The 25155-nt window shown below is 38.5% G+C and carries 27 protein-coding genes and 3 pseudogenes; 16 read left to right on the forward strand and 14 right to left on the reverse strand.

The features are described from left to right. Positions 1 to 255: 255 nt before the first annotated feature. The 4 genes and pseudogenes from ACQ86H_RS25100 to ACQ86H_RS25115 all read right to left on the reverse strand — a co-directional run bounded on the left by ACQ86H_RS25100 (position 256) and on the right by ACQ86H_RS25115 (position 2574). Positions 256 to 956: pseudogene (locus ACQ86H_RS25100) on the reverse strand (AIM24 family protein). Positions 957 to 1081: 125 nt separating this feature from the next. Next, positions 1082 to 1823: pseudogene (locus ACQ86H_RS25105) on the reverse strand (NAD(P)H-hydrate dehydratase). Beyond that, complete coding sequence (locus tag ACQ86H_RS25110) at positions 1820 to 2056, reverse strand: hypothetical protein (RefSeq protein ID WP_431292866.1); 237 nt, start codon at positions 2054 to 2056, stop codon at positions 1820 to 1822. The pseudogene ACQ86H_RS25105 and the gene ACQ86H_RS25110 overlap by 4 nt, the downstream one beginning before the upstream one ends. Next, positions 2041 to 2574 (reverse strand): NAD(P)H-hydrate epimerase, encoded by a 534-nt coding sequence (locus tag ACQ86H_RS25115; protein ID WP_431292867.1) that lies wholly within the window; start codon positions 2572 to 2574, stop codon positions 2041 to 2043. The genes ACQ86H_RS25110 and ACQ86H_RS25115 overlap by 16 nt, the downstream gene beginning before the upstream one ends. A gap of 265 nt (positions 2575 to 2839) precedes the next feature. Here ACQ86H_RS25115 and yiaA point away from each other — a divergent pair, with 265 nt between their 5' ends. After that, positions 2840 to 3247 carry an inner membrane protein YiaA gene (yiaA, locus tag ACQ86H_RS25120; RefSeq protein WP_113950314.1) on the forward strand — a complete coding sequence of 136 codons (408 nt, stop codon included), beginning with the start codon at positions 2840 to 2842 and terminating at the stop codon, positions 3245 to 3247. 39 nt (positions 3248 to 3286) lie between these two features. On the opposite strand, the gene ACQ86H_RS25125 is transcribed toward yiaA, so the two are convergent. Continuing rightward, entirely contained in the window at positions 3287 to 5359 is a 2073-nt protein-coding gene (locus ACQ86H_RS25125) for a M48 family metalloprotease (protein WP_431292868.1), read from the reverse strand. Positions 5360 to 5611: 252 nt separating this feature from the next. Between ACQ86H_RS25125 and eat the strand changes: the two genes are divergently transcribed. From eat to ACQ86H_RS25175, 10 genes and pseudogenes are all read left to right on the forward strand, one after another. After that, complete coding sequence (eat, locus tag ACQ86H_RS25130; protein ID WP_431292869.1) at positions 5612 to 6883, forward strand: ethanolamine permease; 1272 nt, start codon at positions 5612 to 5614, stop codon at positions 6881 to 6883. Continuing rightward, entirely contained in the window at positions 6883 to 7251 is a 369-nt protein-coding gene (locus ACQ86H_RS25135) for a hypothetical protein (protein ID WP_431292870.1), read from the forward strand. Before eat ends, ACQ86H_RS25135 begins: the two co-directional genes overlap by 1 nt. Beyond that, positions 7224 to 8152, forward strand: a pseudogene (locus ACQ86H_RS25140) (glutamine synthetase family protein). Before ACQ86H_RS25135 ends, ACQ86H_RS25140 begins: the two are co-directional and overlap by 28 nt. Positions 8153 to 8162: 10 nt before the next feature. Beyond that, positions 8163 to 8243, forward strand: coding sequence for a hypothetical protein (locus ACQ86H_RS25145; protein WP_431295472.1), 81 nt, complete (start codon positions 8163 to 8165; stop codon positions 8241 to 8243). A gap of 246 nt (positions 8244 to 8489) precedes the next feature. Further along, complete coding sequence (locus ACQ86H_RS25150; protein ID WP_431292871.1) at positions 8490 to 9638, forward strand: iron-containing alcohol dehydrogenase; 1149 nt, start codon at positions 8490 to 8492, stop codon at positions 9636 to 9638. Positions 9639 to 9760: 122 nt separating this feature from the next. Then, positions 9761 to 10474: a gamma-glutamyl-gamma-aminobutyrate hydrolase family protein gene (locus tag ACQ86H_RS25155; protein ID WP_431292872.1), complete on the forward strand. Its 714-nt coding sequence runs from the start codon at positions 9761 to 9763 to the stop codon at positions 10472 to 10474. Positions 10475 to 10555: 81 nt separating this feature from the next. Further along, positions 10556 to 11920, forward strand: a complete 1365-nt coding sequence (locus ACQ86H_RS25160) for an aldehyde dehydrogenase family protein (RefSeq protein WP_431292873.1) — start codon at positions 10556 to 10558, stop codon at positions 11918 to 11920. Between the two features lie 2 nt (positions 11921 to 11922). Further along, positions 11923 to 12312: an STAS/SEC14 domain-containing protein gene (locus ACQ86H_RS25165; protein ID WP_138819916.1), complete on the forward strand. Its 390-nt coding sequence runs from the start codon at positions 11923 to 11925 to the stop codon at positions 12310 to 12312. Positions 12313 to 13384: 1072 nt separating this feature from the next. Then, complete coding sequence (locus tag ACQ86H_RS25170) at positions 13385 to 15334, forward strand: beta-N-acetylhexosaminidase (protein WP_138819914.1); 1950 nt, start codon at positions 13385 to 13387, stop codon at positions 15332 to 15334. Positions 15335 to 15384: 50 nt separating this feature from the next. Next, entirely contained in the window at positions 15385 to 15855 is a 471-nt protein-coding gene (locus ACQ86H_RS25175; RefSeq protein WP_138819912.1) for a CYTH domain-containing protein, read from the forward strand. A 53-nt stretch (positions 15856 to 15908) separates the two neighbouring features. On the opposite strand, the gene ACQ86H_RS25180 is transcribed toward ACQ86H_RS25175, so the two are convergent. The 6 genes from ACQ86H_RS25180 to ACQ86H_RS25205 all read right to left on the reverse strand — a co-directional run bounded on the left by ACQ86H_RS25180 (position 15909) and on the right by ACQ86H_RS25205 (position 19125). Next, on the reverse strand, positions 15909 to 16241 hold the full coding sequence (locus ACQ86H_RS25180) for an FKBP-type peptidyl-prolyl cis-trans isomerase (protein WP_431292874.1): 333 nt from the start codon (positions 16239 to 16241) through the stop codon (positions 15909 to 15911). Positions 16242 to 16390: 149 nt separating this feature from the next. Next, positions 16391 to 16630, reverse strand: a complete 240-nt coding sequence (locus ACQ86H_RS25185; RefSeq protein ID WP_431292875.1) for a hypothetical protein — start codon at positions 16628 to 16630, stop codon at positions 16391 to 16393. Beyond that, a complete protein-coding gene (locus ACQ86H_RS25190; RefSeq protein ID WP_431292876.1) occupies positions 16612 to 16875 on the reverse strand; it encodes a hypothetical protein in 264 nt (87 codons plus the stop codon). The genes ACQ86H_RS25185 and ACQ86H_RS25190 overlap by 19 nt, the downstream gene beginning before the upstream one ends. A gap of 199 nt (positions 16876 to 17074) precedes the next feature. Beyond that, entirely contained in the window at positions 17075 to 17530 is a 456-nt protein-coding gene (locus tag ACQ86H_RS25195; RefSeq protein WP_431295473.1) for an FKBP-type peptidyl-prolyl cis-trans isomerase, read from the reverse strand. A gap of 37 nt (positions 17531 to 17567) precedes the next feature. Beyond that, positions 17568 to 18068 carry an FKBP-type peptidyl-prolyl cis-trans isomerase gene (locus ACQ86H_RS25200; protein ID WP_431292877.1) on the reverse strand — a complete coding sequence of 167 codons (501 nt, stop codon included), beginning with the start codon at positions 18066 to 18068 and terminating at the stop codon, positions 17568 to 17570. Between the two features lie 46 nt (positions 18069 to 18114). After that, positions 18115 to 19125: a DHH family phosphoesterase gene (locus ACQ86H_RS25205; RefSeq protein WP_138819906.1), complete on the reverse strand. Its 1011-nt coding sequence runs from the start codon at positions 19123 to 19125 to the stop codon at positions 18115 to 18117. A 242-nt stretch (positions 19126 to 19367) separates the two neighbouring features. On the opposite strand from ACQ86H_RS25205, the gene ACQ86H_RS25210 reads away from it, so the two are divergent. From ACQ86H_RS25210 to ACQ86H_RS25220, 3 genes are all read left to right on the forward strand, one after another. Then, positions 19368 to 19787, forward strand: coding sequence for a nucleoside-diphosphate kinase (locus ACQ86H_RS25210; protein ID WP_025144153.1), 420 nt, complete (start codon positions 19368 to 19370; stop codon positions 19785 to 19787). 133 nt (positions 19788 to 19920) lie between these two features. Continuing rightward, entirely contained in the window at positions 19921 to 20694 is a 774-nt protein-coding gene (locus ACQ86H_RS25215; protein ID WP_138819904.1) for an FKBP-type peptidyl-prolyl cis-trans isomerase, read from the forward strand. A gap of 262 nt (positions 20695 to 20956) precedes the next feature. Further along, a complete protein-coding gene (locus tag ACQ86H_RS25220) occupies positions 20957 to 21133 on the forward strand; it encodes a hypothetical protein (RefSeq protein WP_168202555.1) in 177 nt (58 codons plus the stop codon). Positions 21134 to 21231: 98 nt separating this feature from the next. Here the strand turns inward: ACQ86H_RS25220 and ACQ86H_RS25225 are convergent, their stop codons facing one another. Both ACQ86H_RS25225 and recF read right to left on the reverse strand, forming a co-directional pair. Beyond that, positions 21232 to 21522: a DUF721 domain-containing protein gene (locus ACQ86H_RS25225; protein ID WP_090504909.1), complete on the reverse strand. Its 291-nt coding sequence runs from the start codon at positions 21520 to 21522 to the stop codon at positions 21232 to 21234. Further along, positions 21515 to 22618 (reverse strand): DNA replication/repair protein RecF, encoded by a 1104-nt coding sequence (recF, locus tag ACQ86H_RS25230; protein ID WP_138819901.1) that lies wholly within the window; start codon positions 22616 to 22618, stop codon positions 21515 to 21517. The genes ACQ86H_RS25225 and recF overlap by 8 nt, the downstream gene beginning before the upstream one ends. A 292-nt stretch (positions 22619 to 22910) precedes the next feature. Here recF and ACQ86H_RS25235 point away from each other — a divergent pair, with 292 nt between their 5' ends. Then, on the forward strand, positions 22911 to 23132 hold the full coding sequence (locus ACQ86H_RS25235) for a hypothetical protein (protein ID WP_431292878.1): 222 nt from the start codon (positions 22911 to 22913) through the stop codon (positions 23130 to 23132). 123 nt (positions 23133 to 23255) lie between these two features. After that, positions 23256 to 23921, forward strand: a complete 666-nt coding sequence (locus ACQ86H_RS25240) for a tetratricopeptide repeat protein (RefSeq protein WP_121287707.1) — start codon at positions 23256 to 23258, stop codon at positions 23919 to 23921. A gap of 554 nt (positions 23922 to 24475) precedes the next feature. On the opposite strand, the gene pth is transcribed toward ACQ86H_RS25240, so the two are convergent. Continuing rightward, positions 24476 to 25036, reverse strand: coding sequence for an aminoacyl-tRNA hydrolase (pth, locus tag ACQ86H_RS25245; protein WP_121287706.1), 561 nt, complete (start codon positions 25034 to 25036; stop codon positions 24476 to 24478). Positions 25037 to 25155 lie beyond the last annotated feature (119 nt).

Genomic DNA, 25155 nt, shown 5'->3' on the forward strand with positions numbered 1-25155 from the left:
AAACTGAAGGTTTTTGCTCCTTGCACCTAAAATAGAATGAATGGCCGCGCCACCTAAACCTGACAATAGCGAGCACCGAACGCAGAGAGGTAAAGTGAATGGCAGGACTATCGTTGCCTAAAGGCTTCTGCATGTGCTTTCCAAAAAAGCGGATAAATATTTCTGCTGAAAGAAGCACAATACCTGATTAACACATGCAGAGAGACCTTGTCATAAAGATCTCTCCACTGCGGTCGAGATGACGATTTTACTATATTAAGACTTTGCTGCGTACTTCACCTCTTCGTAAGGCTGTACCAATACCCATCCCTCGCCAAAAAACTCTAATTGGAAAGATTCGCCACTTCCTCTTCCGATGAAAGAACCGAAAGTCAAATTGGTTTTGATGTTTGGCGTTAAATTTTCCGACCAGGCTACCGTAGCATTCGGATCGGTGTATACCGGTTGGTTGCCCGTTACTCTTAATAAAATGGGTTCGCCATGTGTGGTTATGGCAATATAACCGCTGCCCGATAATTTAACCTGGAATAAACCACCACTCATCATGCCAGCAATGCTTTTTAACATCTTTATTTCATTTTTAATATTCTCTTCCAATGCCAAAACATCATTACCATTAACAAAAACTGACTCGTTTTGGAGTTTGATGATTTTCACTTTCTTACCCTCGTCGGCCAGATATAATTTGCCCGTTCCTGTTGCGTGCATCAGTGAGGTGCCTTCACCAGATATGGCTTTTTTAACAAACCGCCCAAACCTTTGCTCAATAGTCCTTCTCTTTTAAAATCGATGTTTCCGATGTAAGCCACCATCGAACCAGCCTTTGCCAGGATTTTTTGATTTTTTAAGTTTACCTCCAGCATGGCCGGTTTTTCCAGTTCAAAAAAATCGTTTTCTGCCGGGTTTTCTGCTGATTCCTTTATGAGTTCGTTCAGCGTATACTCTTTTTGTGCCATAATAATTTTGTTTTCCGTTTTAAGATATCTGTTATTTAAATATTCCTGTAAACTATAAATTCTAAACTAGAAGCATAGTAAGTTAGTGGAGTTTTTTCCACAATTCTGGCTAAGCACATCACAAACTATATGGAGATGAGCGCTTTAATTTCTTTTGATATCCTTGCGCTAAGATGCGACGCGGTAACTACGAATTGTTCCTGCGCTAAATAATCGCCTGCTTTTCCATGAATGTAGCAAGCCAGAATAGCGGCATCTGTTGCAGAATACCGTTGCGCCACAAAACCTGCAATAATCCCGGTTAAGATGTCGCCCATCCCCCTGTGCCATTGCCGGATGACCTGTTAGGTTGATCAGCACTTTCCCTGTTGGCAAACAAATAAAGGTATATTGGTTTTTAAGTACGATAACGATTTTTAATCTTTTGGCTTTTTCTTTGGCCGACTGTACCCTGTCCCACCAGCTGTCGTGCTCACCGAATAAGCGATCGAACTCTTTTACATGAGGGGTTAAAATGGTATTTGGAACAAGTTTATCAATTAGATCCGGTCTTTCGCCCAAAATATTTAAGGCATCAGCATCAATCACTAAGGGTTGATTGGCTAAGATCAAACTTTCCAATAGCTTTTCATTTTCAGGATTTGTTCCCAAACCCGGTCCAATGGCTATAGCCTGGTATTTCTTTGGGTTTTCGATCCGCGTATATTCGTCTCTTGGCAGTGCCATTACTTCGGGTAAGCTGGTATTTAAAGCTATTAATCCACTTTGTGGGATGCAGGCGGTAGTTAAACCCGCACCTGTATGTAAACAAGCCATTGAAGAGAGTAAAGCCGCCCCCATGGTATCGGTATTACCCGCTATAATCAATGCATGGCCATAAGTACCTTTATGACTGAATAACTTGCGTGGCTGTAGTTTTTTTGAATATCGCTTTCATCTGTTAAATAAAAATCGGCTTCCTGTTTTTGGATAAATAGCTCATTGAGCTCAATTTCTACCACTTCAAATTTTTCAGTTGCAGCGGCAGATTCGGGAAAGAAAAAGTTAATCTTTGGACGTTGAAATGAGATCGTTTTATAGGCTTTTATGCCGTTATACACTTCAGGTAATTTTCCTTCAGAAAAAAACCTGTAGGTACATCAACCGCATAAACCTTTTTATGTTGTTTATTAATAAACTGAACCAGTTCTTCATAGTCGCCTGTCAACGCTTTATTTAAGCCCGAACCTAAAATGGCATCGATCACTAAATCTGCTTTTAAGCTTTTCAGATCGGAAGGTTGGTTGATTACTACTTTTTTGCAGCGCGATTCGTCTATCCGTTGTAGGTTGATGGTAAAATCGTCGCTTTGCTTTTTACTAAAGTTAACAATGTAAACTTTAATGTTTTCATAACCGTTGGCCATTAACAAATGGGCAATCGCTAATCCATCGCCACCATTATTTCCCTTTCCACAAAAAATGGCCACACTTTTAGTGGCGTCAAACTCATCTCTCAAAAAGCACTGAACAAAAGCCCTGGCAGCCTTTTCCATTAGATCGATTGATGCAATGGGTTTGTTTGCAATGGTAAACTGATCGGCACTGCGCATTTGGGCAGAAGTAAGCAACGTTCGCATATAACTAAGGTAAGATTATAAGCTATAATGCGAAAGATTGAATTTTGTTTGTTTTTTTATCCATTAACGCAATTGCCATTATTGATTTAAGCATTTTTAACTACAGATGTTGACAGATAAAGACGGATTTTCATAGCCACATACATCCATTTCATTTCCTCTCATGCATCAGATTTAAAAATAATTTAAGGCAGCGGCTTTTAATTGTTATACCTTTTGCCAATCTTTAGCGTTTCCTATTGAATTAAATTAAATCTCAAAACAAATGAATCAAAAACCATCGAATGCATTCGTGGCTGCGGCCTGGATTGCATTAGGCATCGGAATGATCGGCTTTATTGTAGGCCTGTGGCGTTCTGATATGCTTCTCAACGAAAAAGGATATTATTTTACGGTATTGATGTTTGGCCTTTTTGCCGTAATCTCTTTACAAAAAGCTGTTCGCGATAAACTGGAAGGAATTCCCGTTACCGAAATTTATTATGGTCTTAGCTGGTTTTCTACACTGCTCACCATCACTTTGTTGGTAATCGGTTTGTGGAATGCCACTTTGTTACCCAGTGAAAAAGGGTTTTATGCCTTTGCCTTTTTACTCTCACTTTTCGGCGCCATTACGGTGCAGAAAAATACGAGAGATAGTCAGATCGTAAATAAAAATCGTGATTCGGAATAAGCATAAAAGCCAGTAAGATTAATTACTGGCTTTTTTAAGCTAACTAAATACCGGATTTATCAACTTTGCTTCAAAGTTCAGAAGTTCTCTTTTAGTAAGGAAATGTCGTTCATAAATTACTCCTCCGAAAAAACTCATCGCAAAAAATAAGTCCTTAAGCTCTTCATCAAAATAAAGATCTGCCCCAAAATACTTATAATCATGTTTTAAGTAATCTGCCAGGGCTGTTTTTGCCTCTTCGGTTATTAAACTGGCATACGCATCATCGTTAACGATTGCAATCAAATAATCCTTAAATTTCTGCTCTTCTTTTTTAACGACCACCATCTTTCTTTTGATCATTTCCTTGGATGCTGATGTATGCATAAATCTTGTTGCATTGGCCAGATCTAAATAAGCATTCTCTTGAACCGTGAATTCTTCAGCAACCTGCTTATATTTGATCGAAAGCGATTTAAATGTTGCTTCAGTTTGATTTTCTTTTGCCAAAAATCTGAAATATTCAAAAACCTTTACATCGAGCAGGGCCAATTGCCCATTTTTCTTGCTTATTTCACCCTTCAGATAATCGATCATTGCCCTACAATCTGCCAGCGAATACTTTTTGCCATCGTAATTAAATGTTTTAACATTAATCACCTGCGAATCTATATTATCTATCGTGGCCAGATCGGCTTCCAATGCCTTCAACTCATACATTACGCTTAAGTTGGTGTCATCAAAAAACTCTTCAACGCTCAATTCGGATGGAATAGTTGGCAGATCAAATGAATCTATATTAAATTGATGATAGGGATTTCTATAATCGAAATAACCATTAAAAATATCAGGATAAGAATTTTGATCATTTTCTTTCAAAAAATCAGTTTCGAAGTCACTCAACTGCTGTACCGATGGTTGCTCTCGGTAAACTGCGCGCTGGAATATCTGTGCTGTAAATTTTTCAGCAATTTTTTCCTGATCAACAAGTAGTGTGTTCGCCATATCATGGTATGGTTTTGCAACAGGAATTCCAAGGTCATTTAATCTTTTAATACGCTCATCGGTTTCAGGATGTGAGCTATATTGATTGGAAAAGGATATTTTTGATTTGTTAAAGCGGTTATAATAATCAATACTCACCTGCGGGAATCCATTTTCGAAAGGCAGTTTATTCCTTTGAGCCAAAAAATTCATTACTAAAATCTGTTGCGGAAAAATATTTGCCGAAATAACACAATCATCGATTTTTCTTTCGTAATAATTATAGATAATATCTACAGAACGGCTTGCGAGCTGCATGCGCAATAACGAATCAACGAGGGGTTTAGAACCTACAACTACTGCCGCAACTGCATCGGCATGAAATTCCATTTCGTGCGAAAGTTTGCTGTAACTCTCACTTAAAACCTGATATACACGCAATAGAATTTGTTGCATCAAACCAATTATCTTATCAGAAATCAGCACAAAAACACCAATATAAGAACTTGCATTCGCTATGCCCCGCGTTACTTTATCATAACTTTCATTTTCATAAAGCATATCGTAAATAATCTTATTAAATTGATATACATAAATACCTACCTTCATGCTCTTTTGCGAAAAGTGGCCAAACTCATGGGCCAATATTACACGTAGTTCATCAGCAGTGGTCGTATTAATCAGACCAAATCCGATTATCAGGTTTTTGCGCACGGGGAAAAACATGCTCCAAAAGTTCGAATCGTAAAAAACGGCAGCATTAACCTCATTCGATAGGTATACTTTTTTCGGGAAATCTGTTTGTACGCTTAAAACAATTTCATCAATCATTTTAAAGATATTAGGCTGATCGGGCCTGGTAATTTCCATTAAATGAGACCTGTCCACCTTATTGCTCTTAAACATAAACTTGACCAGAAAAAACAGGATCATAAAGCCAAAACCTATCAAACCGATGCCCAGAATAAAAGTAATAGAAGAGCTGATGTACTCCATGAGCATTATCCCTAAATAACAGGAAATTGCGGTTAGCGCCAATGTAAATATTATTAAAACTATATAGGTGGCAATGAATAAGGTAATCGCCTGTACAGACTTGGCTGCCATCTTCTTAAAATTTTCAGAAGGCCGGAGAGCGTTTTCGTGCATAAAGATATTGTTTGGTCATGCAAGATAACAAAACGGATAAATGCCCAAAAGCGCTTTAAAAAAATTAACAATAAATTATTGCAGCAATTGCGAGCGACAGTGAAATGATTCGAAAATAATTACTACTTTAAACATCAGATACCGAGGCTAATAGTTTATCATTTTCGAGCAAATTTTATAAACCTGTTTAAATCTTATAAATCCTACCCATGGAACAAAAAAGATGGCTTAAGGAAAACGCTTACCCCCTTTATGCTCTGGGGGCTTGGCGTGGGTTATGTAATTTCGGGAATGTATTTCGGCTGGAATTTGGGTCTCGAAAAAGGTGGCACCCTGGGTATGGCCATTGCTACGGTTGCCATCATGGTGATGTATATTACCTTTAGTTTCAGTTATGCCGAACTGGCCTGCGCCATACCAAAAGCTGGCGGTGTTTTCGATTATGCCAATACTGCGCTGGGTAAAAACCTCGGTTTTATTGCGGGTATTGCCCAAATGGTCGAATTTATATTTGCCCCGCCTGCCATTGCATTTGCCATTGGTGCTTATTTTAATGCATTTTTCCCGCAGGTACACATTCTTACGAGTGCAATTGCGGTGTATTTCATTTTTACAGCTTTAAATGTTTATGGTGTAAAGGCTGCAGCTTCATTCGAAGTCATTATTACCATTTTGGCAGTTGGAGAACTGTTGCTGTTTTCAGGCATTACCTTATCTAAATTTCATCCTGGAAACCTGGCACATAATAACTTTCCTAATGGCTGGAGCGGTGTTTTCGCAGCAATCCCTTTTGCCATCTGGTTTTTCCTCGGTATCGAAGGTGTTGCCAATGTAGCCGAGGAAACCAAGAACCCACAGCGCGATATCAGTAAAGGTTTTGGCTGGGGCATATTTACCCTGGTTGTATTATGCGTACTGATTTTTATCTCCACCATTGGCATTGATGGCTGGGAAGCCATTGTATATAAAAACGGAAAATCGGGCGAGACTTCCGATTCACCTCTACCATTAGCCCTTTCGATAATAACCGGCGATAATCATTTAATGTACCACTTACTGATTACGGTTGGTTTATTTGGACTGGTAGCCTCCTTTCATGGTTTAGTTTTAGCGGCGGGCAGGTCTACTTATGAAATGGGCAGGGTAAAAAGTATCCCTGCAATATTGGGAAAAATCTCACCAAAATTTCAAACGCCGGCGAATGCATTGATCGGTAATATGGTAATTGGCATCATCGCTCTTTTATCTGGTAAAACTGCCGAGATTATTATCATTTCGGTATTTGGCGCATTGACATTGTATATCATTTCGATGATTTCGGTAATGGTGCTCAGAAAAAACAGTCCGGAAATGGCGAGGCCTTTTAAAACACCGGTTTATCCATTATTTCCCATCATTGCATTGATCATTTCCTGTGTTTCTTTTATCGCAATGCTGATTTATAATCTTAAATTGGGTTTAATTTATTCGGGCATTGTTTTAGGCATATTTCTTCTATATAAAATCTTTAAAAAGGCAGATTAATGAGTACTAGCAAAGAGATTCTGGATTACGTAAAACATCATCCTTCTGGAAAAGTAAAACTAGCTGTTGCTGATATCGACGGCATTCTCAGAGGGAAATATGTCGCTGCTGAAAAGTTTACTTCACTGGTTGAAGGCAGACTGGCTTTCTGCGATGTTACTTTCGGCTGGGATGCAGGTGATCTGGCTTACGAAAATGGAAAATATACGGGTTGGCATACCGGTTACCCGGATGCTCAGGTGAAAATCGACCTAAACACCTTTCGAAAAATCCCATGGGAAAATGAGGTGCCATTCTTTTTGGGAGATTTTATTGATGACCAGGATCGACCAAATTTTGTTTGCCCGAGGCAGCTGCTAAAAAACTGATCACTGAATGTAAAAATGAAGGCTTCTCACCACTTTTTGCTCAGGAATTTGAATGGTTCAATTTTTCGGAAACGCCAGAAACCGCCCATGAGAAAGGTTTTACCAACTTAAAACCCTTAAGTCCGGGCATGTTTGGCTATTCCATTTTAAGGAGCACTTACCGGAATGCATTTATGAGCGACCTGTTCGAACTGCTGAATAAATTCGACATCCCTATTGAAGGCTTGCATACCGAAACCGGACCAGGGGTTTACGAAGCTGCCATCAAATATGCTCCGGCTTTACAAGCTGCCGATCAAGCAATTTTATTTAAAACAGCCGTAAAGGAAATTGCCTACAAACATGGGATCCTGGCCACTTTTATGGCTAAAATAAGCGAAAACTTACCTGGTTGCAGCGGACATGTGCATCAAAGCTTATGGGACAGCAACAACAAAACCAATCTCTTTTACGAGGAAAAAGATCCGGATAAAATGAGCGAAACGATGAAAAGTTATATCGCTGGTCAGCTGTATTGTCTACCGCACCTTTTGCCAATGATTGCCCCTACCATAAACAGTTATAAACGTTTGGTTGAGGGCGCATGGGCACCAACCACCGTAACCTGGGGAATCGACAACCGCACTACGGCATTGCGCGCATTGCCTGGAAGTAAAAAGCTTCACGTTTAGAAACACGAATAGTAGGATCTGATACCAATCCATATTTGGCACTTTCTGCCTGTTTAGCCGCCGGAATGTATGGTGTTAAAAACAAACTCAAACTGGAACAACATGCTACCAAAGGGAATGGATATACCGATTTATCAAATGGTATATTATCCCGTAATTTATTCGAGGCTACACAAAAAATGAAAAAATTCAGATCTGGCCAAAACATTATTGGGAGAAAATTTCGTTGATCATTTTACGATGACACGGGAATGGGAATGTAAGCAATACGCCAAAGTGGTAACCGATTGGGAGTTAAAAAGGTATTTAGAAATTATTTAGCCGAGTCGTCATTCCCAACCTGATTGGGAATCCTAATGCCTTAGGGGTATATTTTTTAACATCCAGCCTTAGATGGACTTAGGTGACTTAGGTGGTAAAATAAAACAAGCTAAAATGTTAACCACCTAAGTCACCTTAAACACCGTAGTTAATCGCTGACTGTTAGGTTTAATAATATAGCCTCAGATGGTAAAATAAATTAAAAAGAACAGGTCTTAAATACCTAAAATAGTAAAATAGAATATCATGATATTTGATAAAATCCATCAGTTTAATTTCCCCACAACCATCCGTTTTGGTGCAGGTGCCGTAAAAGAATTACCAGCTTATTTAAGCAAAAATCAATTAAAAGCCCCATTAATTGTTACCGATCCAACCATTGCCCAACTTCCGTTTTTTAAAAAAATTGTAGAAGATTTAAAGTCAAAAAATATTTCTGTTGAGGTTTTTAGCGACATACACAAAAACCCGGTAAAAAGCGATGTTTACAAAGGTACCGATGCCTGGGATGCTACCCATCGCGATAGCATTATTGGTATTGGCGGTGGCGCAGCTTTGGATGTTGCCCGTGCCATTGTACTGCGTGTTAACCACCGCGAAGATTTATTTAAATATGATGATTTAATCGGTGGAGATATTTACGTAACCAACGATGTCCCCCATTTTATTACCATCCCAACTACATCAGGTACGGGAAGTGAAGTGGGTCGTAGTGCCATTATTGCCGATGATGAAACCCACCAGAAGAAAATCCTGTTCTCACCCAAATTAATGGCGCAGATCGTTTTTGCAGATCCGGAGTTGACGATGGATTTACCACCTTTTATCACGGCAGCAACAGGGATGGATGCCCTAACACACAATATGGAAGCTTATCTGGCCAAAAACTTCCACCCGATGTGCGACGGAATTGCCTTAGAAGGTCTTTCGTTGATTAAAGACTCATTGGAACGCGCTACCAATAAGCCCGATTTAGAAAGCCGTAGCAAAATGTTAATGGCTTCCATGATGGGCGCCATCGCCTTTCAAAAAGGTTTAGGTGTCGTCCACTCGTTGGCGCATCCTCTTTCTTCTCTTTTAGATACCCACCATGGTCTGGCAAATGCCGTGAATATTCCTTATGGAATGCAATTCAACATTGTGGGATTTGAAGACCGGTTTAAAAAAATTGCCCGAACACTCGGGCTTAAAGAGGAAAATGGAGAAGCTGTTGTAAAATATCTGTTCGATTTAAATACGAAAGTAAATATTCCGCATAAATTGAGTGATATTGGCGTTAAAAGTGAACACATTGAAATACTTGCCGATTTAGCATTTGCAGATTTCGCACATCCAAACAATCCTAAACCGGTAAGCAGAGCAGATTTTAAACAATTGTATTTAAGTGCTCTTTAAAGTGATCATTAACCACAGATAAAAAGGATGAACACAGATAAAAGGTGGTATTACTTAAATAAAAAATCACAATCCAAATCTGTGTTTATCTGTGAAAATCTGTGGCAAAAACATAATAGACTATGCCTGATAAAATAACTATTGGTGTTACCGATTGCAGCAAGTATACCATTTACCGCGACTGGGCATTATATTACCATAAAAATGTAGAAGTAATCCAGCTCGGATACAAGCTTAACAATTTCGACGAGATCAAAAAATGCGATGGCATCGTTTTAACTGGTGGTGAAGACGTGCATCCGAGATTTTATAATCAGCCCGAATATTATCCTTATTGCTACGAGGATGATATCGATGAAAAACGTGATGAGTTCGAATTTAAAGTTTTAACTTATACAGAAGCTCATTCAATCCCGGTTTTAGGTATATGCCGCGGCATGCAGGTTGGAAATGTGTTTTTTGGCGGAACTTTGATCCCTGATATTCCATCCTGGGGAAAATTCGATCATTCTAAAATGCACGATAAATCAGACCGCTACCACGAAATTTTGGTGAATCCATCTTCATGGCTCAATCAGATTGTAAATACCGATAAAGGATTGGTAAATAGCAACCACCATCAAAGCACCGATAAAACTGGAAAAGGGCTTGTGGTGAGCGCAATTTCTCCTGATGGGGTTACCGAAGCCATGGAACGATTGGAACCGGAAGGAAAATCATTTTTGTTATTTGTACAATGGCATCCCGAGCGGTTGCAAGATCAGCACAGTCCATTTAGCAAAAACATACACGAGGCTTTTATTCATGCGATAAACTTAAATATTAACCACAGATAAAAAGGATAAATACAGATCCTAATGATTATTACATTTAAAATCTGTGTTCATCTGTGAAAATCTGTGGCAAAAACAAAGAATATGCAAATCATCAACCCAGCAACAGAAGAAATCATTACCAGTTTGGAGGAGGATAATTCATCCACGCTTCATCTAAAATTTGACACTTTAAAACAAGCGCAGCCGCTATGGGCAAATAAAACCCTTCAGGAAAGGATTTTAGTGATCGCTAAGTTCAGTGGTTTATTGGAAACTGAGATAGAAGAACTGGCCTCGGTATTAACCAGCGAAGTAGGCAAACCTTTACAACAATCGCGTAATGAAATTAATAGTGCAAGAGCCCGTATTAAATGGATGCTTAATAATGCTGAAAAATATTTAAGTGATGAGGTGATGGTTGATGAACCAGGTTTGAAAGAAATCATTAAATACGAGCCGCTGGGTGTCGTATGTAACATTTCGGCGTGGAATTATCCTTACCTGGTTGGCGTAAATGTTTTTATCCCTGCACTTTTAAGTGGTAATGCAGTGATGTACAAACCATCAGAATATGCCACTTTAACCGGGTTACAGATCGAAAAACTGTTGAAGAAAGCAGGTGTACCTGATGATATTTTCCAGATCGCCATCGGTGCGAAAGAAACAGGCGCAGCTTTATTAGAAATGAACTTAGATGGTTATTTTTTTACAGGATCATATAAAACAGGGAAATTCATCTACGAAAAAGTAGCTTCAAAAATGGTTCCCTGTCAGTTGGAGTTAGGTGGAAAAGATCCTTTATATATTGCTGATGACGTGGCCGATGTAGCCGCTGCAGCGGTTGGTACAGCTGATGGCGCTTTTTACAATAACGGACAAAGTTGTTGTTCCGTTGAGCGCATTTATGTGCATGAGAAAAATTACGACGATTATTTAAATTCCTTTGTTACCGAAGTTAAAAGCTGGAAAAGTGGTTCACCTATAGCCGACGGCACTTATATTGGACCCTTAACGAGGAAAGAACAAATAGCGGTATTAAAAACTCAGGTTGAAGATGCTTTAAATAGAGGTGCCAGATTATTAACAGGCGGGAAGGCTGTAGAGGGAAAAGGCTATTATTTTGAGCCAACAGTTTTAACGGATGTAACCAACGATATGCTGGTGATGCAGGAGGAAAGTTTCGGCCCTATCATCGGCATTATGAAGGTGAAAAACGACATTGAAGCCGTTAATATGATGAAAGATACTGATTATGGCTTAACGGCATCAGTTTATACTGCAGATCAGGCAAGGGCTAAAAAAATACTGTCTCAGCTTGATGCAGGTTCGGGTTATTGGAACTGTTGCGACCGGGTGAGTGCTGCTTTACCCTGGAGTGGAAGAAAATATTCAGGTATCGGTGCTACTTTATCCCACCAGGGATTAAGGGCTCTTACCAAACCAAAAGGTTATCATTTAAGGGATTAAATATGGGAAACGATAGAGATAATAACCTTATCGAAGGCGAAATAGCCGATTATTTATTAACAGATACCGGAATACTGATTGCGTACAGCAAAAATATTTTACGTACCGTAGAAAATATTTCGGCCAATGTTGCGCTGGTGAAAAAAATCACCGATAACAAGAAAGTTCCGTTGTTAATTTATTTGAAAAATTCGCCGGTTCCGGATAAAGAAACAAGAAAATTTTCGACTCAGCAGCTGCCCCAAATTTATACCGCAATGGCCATGGTTTCGAAACCGGGTTTGGCACAATTAATTATGAAAATACTTTTTAAGTTTCAAAACCCGCCTATACCGATGAAATCATTTACAGATGATAAGAAAGCGATGGAATGGTTGACGCAGTTTTTGTAATTTGAATCAAAAAGATATTATCCTCAGTTTAAATTATTGCGTGAAACCGATATAAGTGACAGTTTTTTCATCAATCATGGACTGTGAGGAATCGTCATGCTGAATTTATTTTACAAGTAGAAGTTAGTGTTTTCAATTGTCTTGTAGCTACTGCGTGATCAGCATCTTTCCTGCTAATAGCAAGCTTTGATATCTTAAAGACTATACTTTGGAGATAAATGTTGATTTTTTTCGCTCTATGCCGCGGTGGCATGGTACTTTGGAGCACCAAAGTACCCAAAGCGCTTTGTCATCCGATGGCTATCGGATCCAGCAATGGGCCCTTTACACAATCTCATGCACATCAAAAAAACAGAGGCACTTTGTTTTGTGTTCAATGCTTTTTTGAGCTTAAATTCAGTGATTACGAACACAAAACCACTGCGTTTCAGGTTTGTTCGTGCCAATTGTAGTGAACTACTCCTGTTTTTTGATTCTCCTGGCCCTTGGGATTGACGGCGTTCTTCGGTACAACTTGTAATTTATTAAAGCAAGCCAGCAAAACGCATAAAAAATCCAAACCAAAAGATGTGTCCATACGATAGGCCTGCGTGGGAATGACGGACGTATTATAGGAATTCCATCATTGATAGGTATAATTTATTGCATAAAAGGTAATATGAATGACAGCAGTTAATCTATACGTAAAAATTCGCTCGAGTTACCGTCCTTTCGAGCGGAGTGCAACGTAGCCGGGAACCACGATTGCTCAACGAAGCTAAATCTGCCAAGATAGATCTCTCCATTTCGCTGCGCTACAGTCGAGATGAAGATCGATTTTTTTAAATCCGTCTATTGGTAATGCAAGAAGAATATGATACAGATAGATTTGTTGTTAGGTAGTAACTCCATTAGTCTTCGACTACGCTCAGATTGACAAATCTCTGGCTTATCAATCCCTAACTTTTTGCTCTTCGTGCTTTCTCTGTGACCTCTTTGTGGTTAAAAAGTACGGAAACAAATATCACCCATTAAATCTTTTTTAATAAATTGCGGATTATACTTATCCGGCTAAACCGTTTTAATTATTTTAATGAAAAAATTATTCCTGATTATCTCCTGCTGTTTTTTTACAGCCAATACTTTCGCTCAATCTATTGTTACAGAAACTGAAATCGGCGACTCAGAAGGTGCTGTTGTACAAACACCAATTGCCATTATTCCAGAGCCAGTTTCATTGGTAAAAAAAGCCGGAAGCTTTACCTTACCCGAAAATGTAATTCTACAGGCGGTTAAAAGCGCAGAGTTAAAGCAATCCATTACTTATTTGTCTGACCGGATTACCACAGCAACAGGTAAATTTGTAAGCACCGTAAGCAATTCGACCCATCCTACTATCAAATTGATTTTAAACGCCCAGGAAGATGCACAATTGGGTAAAGAAGGTTACAAATTAAATGTTAATCCTACCCAAGTTGTCATCACCGCAAACCAGCCAGCTGGTATTTTTTATGGTGTACAATCTTTACTTCAGCTTTTTCCTGCCGAGATAGAGAGCAAAGAACTGGTGAAGGATGTGAAATGGAAAGCTCCTTGTGTTGATGTGGTAGATTATCCAAAATTAGGCTGGAGAGGTTTAATGTTCGACGTGGCCCGTCACTTTTTCACCAAACAGGAAGTAAAACAGTTTATCGATGACATGGTTCGCTATAAATTTAACTTACTGCATTTGCACTTAGCGGACGATGAAGGCTGGAGGATCGAAATTAAAGGCTTGCCTAAATTAACTGAAGTTGGTGCCTGGAGCGTTAAAAAAACCGGAACTTTTGGTGATTTTACCCCACCAACCCCTGATGAACCCCGTACCTATGGTGGTTTTTATACACAGGAAGATATTAAAGAATTGGTACAATATGCACAAGAACGTTTCGTGAACATTTTACCCGAAATTGATGTCCCAGGGCATAGTTTAGCCATTATCGCTTCTTATCCAGAATTATCATGTACGCCAGATGCCGTGAATTATAAAGTCCGTTCGGGCGAAAAAATTATGGATTGGAGCCGTGGTGCACCACCAACAGCCTTAGTTGATAATACCCTTTGCCCTGCAAACGAAAAAGTTTATGTCTTTTTAGACTCGGTACTGACGCAAGTAGCCAAACTTTTCCCTTTCGAATATATCCACATGGGTGGTGATGAAGCCCCTCATAATTTCTGGGAAAAGAACGATCAGGTTAAAGCTTTAATGCTTCGCGAAGGCTTAAAAACCATTCCACAGGTTCAGGCGTACTTCGAAAAACGTGTAGAACAGATTGTGATTTCGAAAGGCAAAAAATTTATGGGCTGGGACGAAATCCTTGAAGGTGGCGTATCGCCTACAGCGGCCGTAATGAGTTGGAGGGGAATGAAATATGGCATTCAGGCGGCTAACGATAAGCACAATGTGGTAATGAGTCCAACTGATTTTGCCTATTTGGATTATATGCAAGCGGATCCTATTACCGAACCAAAGGTTTATGCCTCTTTAAGATTAAACAAAGCTTATCAGTTTAACCCGGTTCCGGCTGGCGTAAATGCACAGTATGTTATTGGCGCACAAGCCAACCTTTGGACAGAACAGATTTTCACTTTCCGCCAGGTTGAATATATGGTTTATCCACGTGCATTTGCCATTGCCGAATCAATATGGAGTCCGATTGAAAAGAAAAACTGGACAAATTTTATTGATCGTACACAACAGCATTTCAAAAGATTAGATTTTGCAGAGATTAAATACTCACCTGCCATTTACGATCCGATTTTTACGGTAAAACGCAGCGCAGATAAACAACTGATGATAGAATTGACCACGGAAATAGATGGATTGGACATTTACTACAGTTTTGACAACTCTACGCCCGATCGCTTCTACCCGAAATATACAGCCGCGTTACAGGTACCTAAAGATGCCAGCATGTTGCGCGTAATTACCTATCGTGGTAAGCAGCCTATCGGAAGATTGATCAGCATGCCTGTTGCAGATTTACAAAAAAGGGCACGTTAACCAATCAGCATTAAGATTCCCGCTTTCGCGGGAAAGACGAAATACCTACCATGGGAAAAGAAATAGAGCGCAAGTTTTTAATAGATCAGCCAAAGTGGGATAACCTGGATAAACCGGAAGGAAAACTTTTCAGGCAGGGTTATTTACTCACTGATAAAGATAAAACCATACGCGTAAGGACAACAGAAACTAAAGGTTTTTTAACCATAAAAGGTCAAACCATTGGCGCCACACGGTTAGAATATGAATATGAAATCCCAGTTGATGAAGCCACGGAATTATTAGACAATTTTGCTGTTTCTGAACTTTCTAAAATACGCTATGAAATTACATTTAACGGCAAACTTTGGGAAGTGGATGTATTTTTAGGTGACAATAAAGGATTAATTGTTGCAGAAATTGAACTGGGAAGCGAAGATGAAACTTTCGATTTGCCTGATTGGATAGGTAAAGAAGTAACCGAAGAAGAAAAATATTATAACTCCAATTTAACGGTTAAGCCTTTTAAAGATTGGAATTAGATTTACATAAAGAGACCTTATAGGTTTTGAAAACCTATAAGGTCTAAATTATTCTATTTAGCCACGGGCGTTGCCGCAGCTGGTTTAATAATACCTTTCAACTCCACATCAAATACCAACGGGGTAAATGGATTAATTGGCCCGCCACCATTTTCACCGAAGCCTAATTTCGATGGCAAAATCATTTTAATCTTACCGCCTACCCCGATCAGCTGAATGCCCTGAATAACGCCCTGTGGCAATTGCCCCAATGGTAAACTGCGTGGAACATATTGTACGCTTTCTGAGAAAATTCCAGCCTCCTTCGCGATTTTAGCATCAGAAGTATCAAAAACATTTAATGTTCCGTTCGATTTTTTATTGGTAAACTGACCAGTATAGTCCATTAATACCGTATCTGTTAAAGCTGCCCTTTCAGAATTTCCTGGTGCAGAAATTACATACTGCAGGCCAGATGGCGCAGTAGTTACTTTCAGATTATTCTCTTCAACGTATTTGGCTATTTTAGCAGGTTCTACCGTTTTGTTTTTCTCGTTTAACGCTTTGTATTCAGCTTCAAAAAAAGTCTTTTCTTTGCCTCAAAAATAGAATCGGGATCTTTCCCTTTGTGTAAAACCTTCTCAATTTTAATGGTAAAGGAGGCAATATTCGATTTTAATCCTTTTGGTTTCGGCTGTCCTGAATATTTCTCCATCGAATCGAGGTTCAATTTAAAAACGGCGCTATCTCCTTCACCAAGTAGTTTCAATCCAGAGGCTAAATCGCCTTTAAACATCGATTTGCTAATGGCAAAAAAGCAGGACGTTCATTATCGTAGGTATTTACCATTACCGAGTCGGGATTGGTATTGGTTTCTACTGTTTGAACGCCGTTTAATTTTACATAATCGCCATCCTGAATTTTTGGCTTACCTTCACTTTTATAGATCTTGTAAGTCATATCTCCTTCACCCTTTTCGAATTTGTTACAGGCACATAGTCCCGATGCTGCTGCCAAGAGAATAATTATTCCTTTTTTCATTTAATATATTAATTAAAAAATTAACCTTTAGTCCAATTTTTGGATGACTGGCTATTTTATCAGATCATACAAAGATAGGCTATAATAAGTTTTTACGAATCTTTGTAAAGTTTTATTTCTTGGTTTTGCGTCAAAAAAATCAGACAAAAAAAATCCTGCCTAACTGAATAAGCAGGATTTAAAATTATATTTTAAGAAATTACTTCTTAACCGGAGTAGCCGCTACCGGAGCTGAAGTTGCCGGAGCTGGTTTTCCTTTTATGATATCTTTAATTTCTAAATCGAAAGCAATCGGGCTGAAAGGCATAATACCAACCTGTGGTGCACCTTGCTCGCCGTAACCTAGGTTAGAAGGGATAATTACTTTAATTTTACCACCTTTACCAATTAACTGTAAAGCTTCAGTAAATCCTGGGATAGTACCACCAACCGGCATTTTTTGAGGGCCATAAGGTTTACCTGGTTTAAATTCGTTTTCTGCTTTAGCCAGTTTCTCATCACTTGTATCGAAAATTTTGTATTTACCATCTTTACCTTTTTTAGTTACTCTACCAGTATACTCAATTAGTACGGTATCGCCTAAAGCTGCTTTTTCTGCACTTCCAGCGTTTTCGATAATGTAGTGTAAACCACTTGCAGTAGTTTTGGTTGCCAGTTTAGTATCATCTAAATAAGCTTTTAACTTAGCAGGTTCAGCAGCTTTCTTTTTTCTGAAGTAGCTTTATAGTCAGCCTGGAAAAATTCCTGAGCTCTCTTGTTAAAAGTAGAGTCAGCTTCGCCAGTTTTTTCTTGAATACTTTCTCGATTTTCACCGTGAAAGTGATGTATTTATCATTTTTGAATTGCTCTGGTTTAGGTTGTTTACTATGAAATGCCATAGTATCCAGGTTTACTTTAAACGTAGCGCTATCGCCTTCTCCAAACAATGTTAAAACATCGTTCATATCACCAGCATACATTTTTTTCTGTGCAGGAAATACTGCAGGTGTTTCGCTATCGAAAGTGTTTGATAAAACTGAATCTTTATCGTTTTTCTGAATAAAATTCATTTTAACAATATCGCCTTCTTTAATTTTTTCGTTACCTGCCGAGTGGTGAATGGTATATAGTAAGCCACCAGCTCCCTTTTTCTCTTGTTTACATGCTGCTAAACCTAAAGTGGCTGCTGCTAGAATAATAATTCCCTTTTTCATTTATTAATTTGACTTTTTTAAATTTTTATTGTTGTATTTCTTTTTTCTAAGCTATCAATTGTTCTTTATATTCTGCTAATATCGATTTAAATTCATTTACTACATCAGCTAAAGGTTTTTCTGCTGCACCACCAGCCGCATTTCTGTGACCACCACCATTGAAATATTTTTTACAGATTTCGTTAGCCGGGAAATCGCCTGTAGACCTAACAGATAATTTAACCTTATCAGTACGTTCTATAATTAACGCGGCCAAACGGATACCATTGATGGAAAGGGCATAGTTTACTACTCCTTCTGTGTCGCCGGTAATGCTGTGGTACTGCGCCAATTCTTCTTTAGTAACCGAAATGATGGCTGTGTTGTAATCTCTTAAAACTTCTAGTTTATTAGATAGACAATAGCCTAAAAAGCGCAGTCGGTTTTCGCTCGAGTTATCGTATACCAACTCGTGGATTTTCGATTGGTCGGCCCCTAAATCGATCAGATTTGCAGCAATACGGTATACTTCCGAGGTTGCTGATGAGAAGCGAAAAGATCCCGAATCGGTCATTATACCCGTGTAAAGGCAAGAAGCTACATCTTTATTGATCAGCTCGCCATCCTGTAACTGATTTACAATAAAATCATAAACCAATTGCGCAGCAGCACATGCATTGATATCCCAATGACGGTAATCGTCAAAATCCTCTGGCTCCAGGTGATGATCGATCATGATCTTTTTAGCACCTGCAGCCCTAACCAATTCGCCTAATTCGTTAATGCGGCTTAGGGTATTAAAATCAAGGCAAAATATGAGCGATGCTTCATCAACCAATTTTGCCGCCCTTTCTTGTGCTTCCGTAAAAATAATTACATCGCTATTATTTGGCATCCAATGCAAAAAAGTAGGATAATCGGTTGGGGTGATTACCTTAACATGGTGGCCTTTTTGAATCAAATATCCATATAAACCCAGAGATGACCCCATTGCATCGCCATCGGGTTTGTGATGCGTAGTGATCACAATTCGTTGTGGCGTAGCCAATAATGTTTTTAATTCGGTTAATGTAAGCATATATTTTTGCGCTGCAAAGCTAAGTAAATTTAGATTAGGATTGATTAGGATTTAAAGATTTTAGAATGAGCAGGATTATAGTTTAAAAAATATTAAATATAAGCATAGTAAGATTAGCTACAAAACAAGGTTAATTGGCTATTTTAATCCCTATCATCATTCATTCGCAACTGAAAAACAAGTTGTATTGATTATTCATCAATTAAAACGTATTTTTGCAGAAAATTGATATCAAAAGCACAATGAGCACTAACAGAACTTTTACCATGATCAAGCCTGATGCAGTAGCAAACGGCCATATCGGATCAATCATTAACGACATTACTAATGCTGGTTTCAAAATTATTGCATTAAAATATACTAAACTTACAGACGAAACTGCTGGTCAGTTCTATGCTGTTCACGCTGAGCGTCCTTTTTACAAAGATTTAGTAAGCTTTATGTCCTCAGGACCTATTGTTGCTGCTATTTTAGAAAAAGACAACGCGATTGAAGATTTCAGAAAATTGATTGGTGCTACTAACCCAGCTGAGGCTGCAGAAGGTACCATCCGTCAGAAATATGCAAAATCAATCGATGCAAATGCAGTTCACGGTTCAGATTCTGATGAAAATGCAGAAATTGAAGGTAACTTCTTCTTCAAAGCAGACGAACGTTTCTAGTTCCCAACACAAAAAAATTACAATAAAACCCCGAATATTCGGGGTTTTATTGTTTTATCTATTTTGTATCTTTCGGCCTTAAAATATAATCCAGCATTTTAATCCTGTTGGAATTAATTACATAAAATAATCAATGAAGAGATTTTTTTTAGCGATATGTCTATCCGGTATCGCTGTTGCATCTTATGCACAAACCAAAACAACAGCAAAGAAACCTGTTGCCAAAAAACCGACTGCAGCCTCAGGTAAAACATCACCCCTTACAACTGGTTTAAAATCTACTTTAGATTCTACCAGTTATGCCTTCGGTACTTCTATTGGTGCAGGCTTGAAAACAACCGGCCTTTCTACCTTAAATTACGAAGTATTGTTAAAAGGACTAAAAGATGCATTTACAGGTGGCAAGGTTATTTTAACCCAACAGCAGGCACAACAATGTATTAATGAGGCTTTAGCAAAGGCATCTGCAGTAAAAAACAAAGCTGAAGAAGCAGCAAATAAAATTAAATACGCACCAATTATGAAAGAAGGACAAGATTTCTTAGAACAGAACAAAAAACGTGCAGGTGTACAAACAACTGCAAGTGGTTTACAATACGAAGTTTTAACGGCAGGTACTGGTGTTAAACCACAGGCAACGGATTCGGTGCTGGTACACTACAAAGGAACGTTATTAAATGGCAAACAATTTGACAGCTCTTACGACAGAGGCGAGCCGATTTCTTTTCCGCTAAACCGTGTGATTCCAGGCTGGACAGAAGGTGTACAATTAATGCCTGCAGGTTCAAAATACAAATTTTTTATCCCTTACAACCTGGCTTATGGTGAACGCGGTGCAGGACAGGATATTCCGCCTTACAGCACTTTAATCTTCGAAGTTGAGCTGTTAAAGGTTAACGGAAAATAAAAACTCTATTCGTCATTTCGAGCGAAGTGCAACGAAGTCGGGAATGACGAATTTCTTTAGAATAATCCTTTAATGTGCAGTCAGATGTTACCATCTGACTGTTTTTTTATTGAATAATCCTATCAAAAAAGTGATGAATACTGTGTCAGATGATAACATCTGACACCACTAAACAGGAATTTCTTTTAGAATCGAGCTAAATAAACCCACAATTAAAACTTTCTTGAATATTCGATGTTAGCTATTACAAATTAACATAAATATGAAAAAAGCATTCCCTTTAGCACTGATCGCATTTTTATGCACTACCTTAAGTAGTTGTGAACTAGTAGAAGGTATATTTAAAGCCGGCGTTTGGGTAGGCGTAATTGTAGTTGTAGTAGTGGTTGCGCTGGTGATCTGGATTTTGGCAAAGATATTTGGCGGAGGAAGAAGTTAGTTTAGCTTGAGTCCGAAATCTACAGTCTTTAGTCGGGATTATCGTCCCTGGTAAAATATAAAGGGCGTAAGTTTTAACTTTTGCCCTTTTATTATGCCTTATAAAAACACCATTTCGGTAATCACCTCGCTGCCTGCGTGTTCATTTAACTTCTGGATTATTCCTTGTCGTACCATAATCAATTCATTTTTGATTACGGAAGATTCTATCCTTAAGAACAATTTCTTATCATGAATATAAATCTGTTTGGTTCGGTTGGCAATTGCAGTGCCCATAATTTCTGGCCAGATAGACAAGATTGAAGTTTCATCAAACTTACGGCGCAAACGATACACATCCAGCATTTTGCTGATGGCATCTTTTACGGTAACATCATTGGGTTTACGCATTTTGTATCGCTCCGTTATCTACTTCGAACAAAGTTACATCAACTTCTATTTTTTCAAAAATTGATTTTACTCTTTCTCTTCCTGTATCTGTAATAAATATCTGCCCAAAATCATGGTGGGAAACCATTTGCATTAGTTTTTGAACACGGTTATCATCTAACTTATCAAAAATATCATCCAGCAAAAGCAAGGGCTTAAACCCTTTGTTTTTAGCGAGATAAGCGTATTGTGCAAGTTTTAAGGCAATTAAAAAAGACTTCTGTTGTCCTTGCGAGCCAAACTTTTTTAAAGGCATTCCGCTGATGATAAAAGCCAGCTCATCTTTATGGATACCAGTTGTGGTACGCTCCAGCACACGGTCTTTTTCTACAGATTTTTTCAATAGCTCCTCAAAGGTCGCATCATTCAATTGCGATTGATAATTCAACTCAACGATTTCCTTATTTTCGGTAAGGTAGGTATAATATTGGTTAAACAATGGAATAAACTGATCCATAAAAGCTTTTCGGATGGAGAATATCTTATTGCCGGCAATAACCAATTGTTCATCCAAAATTTCGAGCAATGTTGGATCGTATTTTCGGGTAATGGCGATCTGCTTTAGCAAAGCATTCCGGTTTAGCAAAATACGGTTATAGGTAATCAGCTGATCGAGGTAATGCGCATCGGTTTGCGAAATCACATTATCGATAAACTTTCTTCGCTCTTCACTGCCTTCCATAATCAGGTTTACATCATAGGGAGAAACCATCACTACCGGGAAAAGTCCGATGTGATCGGCCAGTTTATCGTATTCCTTTTTATTGCGCTTGAATTGCTTTTTCTGATTGCGTTTTACGCCGCAGGAAATTTTTTCGTTTTTTTCGTTGCGGTCAAAATCGCCCTGGATCATAAAAACCTCTTCATTGGTTTTGATCTGCTGGCTATCGATGGGATTAAAGTAACTTTTACATAGACACAGGTAGTGAATCGCATCAAGCATGTTCGTTTTGCCAGAGCCATTATTACCGGTAAAAACATTTACCGTTTCCGAGAAATGGAGATCTGCATCGGTATAGTTCTTAAAATTTAGAAGGGTAATATTTTTTAACCACATAAATATGTCACAAATTTACCCTTTTTTAGCCTCTTAACATTCATTGTTTAAAATAAACGTTAATAACATTTAAAAAAACTGTACTTTCATCGCAAGGAAAAATAAATGGTTGCACAAAAAATGTTAGAAGGGAATGTTCTATGGTCTTATGATCACGAACTGACCAATGATAAAAATTCGAACTGGATTAAAAAAATCGCAGGTTTATTTTCGTTTTTAAAACCAGTTCACAATCACGAGGGCGATATCTTGTTGGCTTCCAACGGTCTTTTTTATTACCGGAGATGAACAATTGGAACTTTCATTATCACATATAGAAGAGGTTTATATGGGCTTCGACGATTTATTCCCAGCTTCATCCGCAAAAAACTTCGGTGCATTCTGGCAGCCCATTAGAATCCGATCGACCCTGAGCCGATCGGAAAGTCAAACGGTATACCTGGTCATTAACCACACAGGTATTTTTAGCGATAACCAAACCTGGTTTAATACACTAATTAGCTTGTTACGCTAATGATCGTGATGATTTTACGATCTGCAGGCCTAAATAACTAATGTTTAATCAAATACTTCAAAATAAAGATTGATACTTTGATTGAAAAATGTATTTTTGCAATCTTAAATTTTTTAAACAAACATGTCTACAACAGATAACCAGACAATTCAACCAACTAAAAAAGGTTCATTTTTACAAGAGAATAATAAAAGCTTACTGTTTATTGCAGGTGCTGTAGTTTTATTAGTTTTAATATATCTTTGGTATCAAGGCGTGTATTTAAAAGGTCGTGCTGAAGAAGCCGCCAGCAAAATGTACAAAGCAGAGCAATCTGTTGGAGTAGATTCATTGTCGAACAGAGCTGTTAAAGGTGAAGGTGGTTACCCAGGCTTGGAGCAGATTGCTAAAGAGTACGATAACACAAAATCGGCAAACTTAGCCAACCTTTATTTGGGCGGCATTTACTTACGTAAAGGCGAATATAAACAAGCTATAGAGTCATTGAACAAATATAGCGCTACCGGCAGCCCGGTTGCAGACCCATTGGCTTTAGGTTTATTAGGTGATGCCTATAGCGAGTTGAAAGACTACAAACAAGCTTCTACATATTATAAAAAAGCAGCAGATAAAGCAAGTAAATTTACTTCACCAATGTTTTTAAAGAAATTAGGATTGGTTAACGAAAACCTGAAAGATTTTAAAGGTGCAGTTGATGCTTACACTAAAGTTAAAACTCAATATCCGGAGAGCGCAGAAGCACAATTAATTGATGCTTATATTGCAAGGGCTCAAGAACAAGTTAAATAAACACTAACTGAAACATATTTACATGAAAGATCATCGAAAGATGGTCTTTTTTTGTTTAGTAGCTTTTCGTAATTGCAAGCGCTGGCCTTTTGACTAAGTTATCAATAACAGATTCTTATAGAAAGATCGTCATCTCGACTGGAGCATCGCGGAACGGAGAGATCTATGAGCCAGATTAAATTGGAAAATAGATTTCTCGACTGCGTTGCACTCCGCTCGAAATGACGACACTCCGAGACTAACGCGCCAATAATGTTATCTTTTTTTTGGAAATCAGGTGCAGATGCTTTTAGGTTAGTACAGCCCCGCTCTCCGTTCCTTCCGATGAAAAATCGGAACCACTGCGATCAGGTTTAGGTGGCAAGGGCAGTGCTGCTGTTTTGGGTTGTATGGAGCAAAAAATCTAACTACCTATTCTATTTACCATATAAGGCATTTAAGGGCACATAAGCTTAAATGTTCTTATAGTTACTTATATGGTTATATATTCTTGGCTTATAAAAGATCCTTCGCTGCGCTCAGGATGACAGCATGAAGTTAACCAATTAACCCACCTACTTATTAAAAGCCGTCATGGTATGAGCGGGCCCAACCGTAACAAAACTTTTAATCAACTCTACACTTTTATCAATCAATGCAGGAAGCTCCAATTGTTCATTTTTATCAAACAAACCCAAAACGAAATCTACTTGTCTGCCTTTCGGATAATCATTACCAATGCCAAAGCGAAGGCGTGCATAGTTTTGACCACCGCAAACCTCTTCAATACTTTTTAAACCATTGTGGCCGGCACTAGAGCCTTGCAGTTTTAATCTTAGCTTTCCCAGGGGCAATGCAAGGTCATCAACAATAACGAGTACATTTTCTGGTGCTATTTTCAGTTCCTTCATCCAATAGTTTACGGCCTTACCGCTCAGGTTCATAAAAGTAGTAGGCTTAATTACATGCAGTTTTTTGCCTTTAAAGCCCACTTCAGCATAATAGGCCAAACGGATATTATCAAAGCTACCACCTAAACCTTTAACCAGTTCATCGGCAATATCAAAGCCAATATTATGCCTGGTGTGCGCATAATCCGGTCCGATATTTCCTAAGCCAACTATAAGATATTTCATGGGGCAAAGATAAATAAAAAGGTTGAGGGCGGGAAGGCTGGAGGGTTGAAGGTGAAAAAGTTGGGAGTCGGAAATCCGAATTCTTGAGTCCCAAGTCCAGATACTATCAAGGACTTAGC

It is taken from the genome of Pedobacter sp. P26, assembly GCF_050632135.1.
Taxonomy (GTDB): domain Bacteria; phylum Bacteroidota; class Bacteroidia; order Sphingobacteriales; family Sphingobacteriaceae; genus Pedobacter.